The organism is Rhodococcus sp. T9N (assembly GCF_024436645.1).
Taxonomy (GTDB): domain Bacteria; phylum Actinomycetota; class Actinomycetes; order Mycobacteriales; family Mycobacteriaceae; genus Rhodococcus_F; species Rhodococcus_F qingshengii.
The window spans coordinates 1-2670 of record NZ_JAMSKS010000054.1 but is presented as its reverse complement, the minus strand read 5'-3'; the positions used below and the strand labels follow the sequence as shown (position 1 = coordinate 2670).

Here is a 2670-nt window from a genome sequence, read left to right as displayed (position 1 = left end):
AGGAAGCTGCGAAGAATGCCGCGAAGACCGCGAAGCAGCAGGCGACCGAGGCTCGGGAGCGTGCGTCGGCCGCGAAGGCTGTTGCATCTGCGCAGCGCGGCGTGGAGAAGGCTGCTGACGGTGTCGCTCGCGCTGAGCGTGGCGTCGGTACGGCACTCGACAACGTCGAGCGTGCTGAGCGTGGAGTTATCCAGGCGCAGAAGAAGGCTGAGGACGCCCAGAAGAGCCTGACCCGAGCCCGCAAGGACGCTCAGGAACAGATCGAGGATCTCAATCTCGCACTGAAGGGATCCGCTCTCGATGAGCGTGGCGCCGAGTTGGCAGTTCGTCGTGCCGAGCAGCAGTTGCGAGACCTCTGGAAGGGTGGCCAGCCGGTCACGCCTCTGGACGTATCCGAAGCAGTGCTGGGTGTTGACGAGGCCAAGCAACGTCTCGACGAAGTTCGTGAGCGCAATGGTGATCTCCGCGAGGAAGTCGACGCTGCCAACAAGGCTGGCGTCGAAGGTTCTGAGCAGGTCATCTCCGCAAAGGAAGCCATCGCTGAGGCGGATCAAGGTGTCATCGATTCGCAGAAGTCTCTTGCGGATTCACACCTTGCAGTAGCCGACGCACAGGCTGCAGTTCTCGATGCGCAGCAGAACCTTGCGGATTCACAGGAAGCCGTCATCGATGCTCAGCAGCGGGCCGCCGAAGCGACAACGGCGAATGCTGACGCGGTCGACGAGTATGCGGCAGCCTTGGCAAATCTGTCACCCAACGCCCGTGCGTTCGTTGAAGAAACCCGCAGCCTCGGCGATGCCTGGAAGGATCTCCGACTCCAGATCCAGGACAACCTGTTTGCCGGACTCGGTGGATCGATCACCGATCTCGCGACAAACTACTTCCCAATCCTCAAGAACGGCCTCGGCGGCATTGCGACCGAGATCAATATCGGACTCAAGGGCGCGCTCGCCGATCTGTCGAGCGAGTCCAGCAAGCTCGACTGGACGAACATTCTCGAGAACACCCGGATCTCGATGCAGCCCGTCATCGACGGACTGTCGAGTCTCTTCGGTGGCCTGACGAACATCGCCTCCATTGGATCAGATTTCCTCCCCGGCCTCAGTGGTTCGTTCGCGGACACAATGGCGCGCTTCGAGGAGTGGACTGCCTCCGAGGAGGGGCAGAACAAGATCCGCACCTTCATGGAGAACTCGATCAAGGCTCTTGGCGAAATCAAGGATCTGTTCGTCGAGATTGGCCGTGTTGTAGGCGGGCTGTTCACCACCTCCGATGAATCCGGCAAGTCGATGGTCCAGAGCCTCACGGAAACGATGCGTGAGTTCGCGGACTGGATGCGCACGGCCGAGGGTCAGGAGAAGATGAAGGCGTTCTGGGAAGACGTCCGCCAAACGGTTACCGACATTCTCAACCTGGTCAAAGAAGCCATCAAGTTGGCGAACATTCTCTTCCCTTCTGGAGGTAGAACCGGACCCGGGGCGGGGCCGAACGACCCCAATGCTCCTGAAGGTAATGCGCGAAACTCAGGTGCCGTGCCCCCAATGGGCGCAGTTATTGACGGAAGCGCAGTCGACCCGGGACATGTCGGCGGATTTCAGTACAACCTCGACATGAGCGGCGCGTGGAGGTTTCTACGCAACGACAACGACAACGGCGCTCTCCGCAACATCAAGGATTGGTGGAACGGCGCCTTTGGCCCGGGAGATGGGGAGACCAAAGAACAGCGCGAAGCGCGGGAAAATGGCCAACTGCCCACCACGGTTCCTGGTCCGAATACCGGCGGCGGCCGATCGGGCGGACAGAAGCAGTACACCCGCGAGGAATGGGAGAAGACCTTCGGCGACGTCGAGGAATTCGACCGCCAACTCGACGAGTTGCAGCGCAAGTCAATCGAGACGCAGCAGGTTGGTAGCAGCAACTTCGGAACTCTCGGGTCGAATGTTGCGCAATCGCTACTTTCTCTCAGTACGGGCGATTTCGTCGGCTTCAAGTCAAGCCTTGAGGATCTCGGACGAAACATTCTCGGCACCACCGAGAGTGGCGGAATCAACTGGGGCAACCTCGGATCCAAGATCGGCGAGGTCGTAGGGAATATCACCAACACGATCTTCCCGGGCTTCAAGGAAGGCCTCGGAACCCTCCTCGAATTCGGCCGCGGAATCGTCGAAGGCTTCGGCGGAAACTGGGACCGACTGAAGGAGATGGCCGCTGGTCCGATCAACTGGATCATCGACAACGTCATCAATGGCGCCCTGAAGAGCGCCTGGGATACCGTCGCCACAGTCTTCGGGCTGGATAAGTGGGACGGCGTTGGACGCATTGAGACGGGGCAGGTCCTCGACGCTCGCGGCAACGATGGCGGCAAGACCGGGTACGCAACAGGTGGCATCCTCCCGGGTTACACCCCGGGCCGTGATGTGCACGAGTTTGCATCACCAACCGGTGGGCGACTGCACCTTTCGGGTGGCGAAGCTGTAATGCGCCCGGAGTGGACCCAGGCCATGGGCCCCGGCTACGTGAACGGCATGAATGCCGCCGCACGAGCCGAGGGCGTAGCTGGCGTCAAGAAGCGAATGCAGTACTTCGCAAACGGCGGAATCGTCGAGTCGATGACGTCGGCCGTGCAGGAGAAGTTCGGCGCCGGAATGCAAATGACCTCCGGTCTTCGCT

Annotated in this window: 1 protein-coding gene; it reads left to right on the top strand. The window is 60.6% G+C overall.

Annotated features, from left to right (window positions below):
- On the top strand, positions 1–2670 hold a 2670-nt coding region (locus tag M1L53_RS32935; RefSeq protein WP_261949499.1), incomplete at both ends, for a hypothetical protein.